Source organism: Frankia sp. Mgl5 (genome assembly GCF_023242985.1).
Lineage (GTDB): Bacteria > Actinomycetota > Actinomycetes > Frankiales > Frankiaceae > Parafrankia > Parafrankia soli.
This window is the reverse complement of record NZ_JALKFY010000351.1, coordinates 1-236: the sequence shown is the minus strand read 5'-3', so window position 1 is coordinate 236 and position 236 is coordinate 1. Positions and strand designations below refer to the sequence as shown.

General features: G+C 54.2%; 1 protein-coding gene. It reads left to right on the top strand.

Annotated elements, in window-relative coordinates:
- Window positions 1-236 (top strand): arginase family protein (locus tag MXD62_RS09655; protein WP_248829009.1); only part of this gene is annotated, 236 nt, incomplete at both ends.

The window sequence follows — 236 nt, the reverse complement described above, 5'->3', positions numbered from 1 at the left end:
GGACACCTATTACGACGAAAAATACTGGCACGGCTCGCCGTTTATCCGTGCGCATGAAGAAGGTTTGCTGCAGCCGGATAAGGTATTTCAGGTCGGGATCCGCGGCACATTGAACCATCCGGGAGACATCGATGCCAGCCTGGAGCTGGGGTATCAGGTGATCACGACCCAGGAATTGTGCGATCGAGGCATAGCAGATCTGGTACAGCAGATGAAACAGGTGATCGGCGATACAC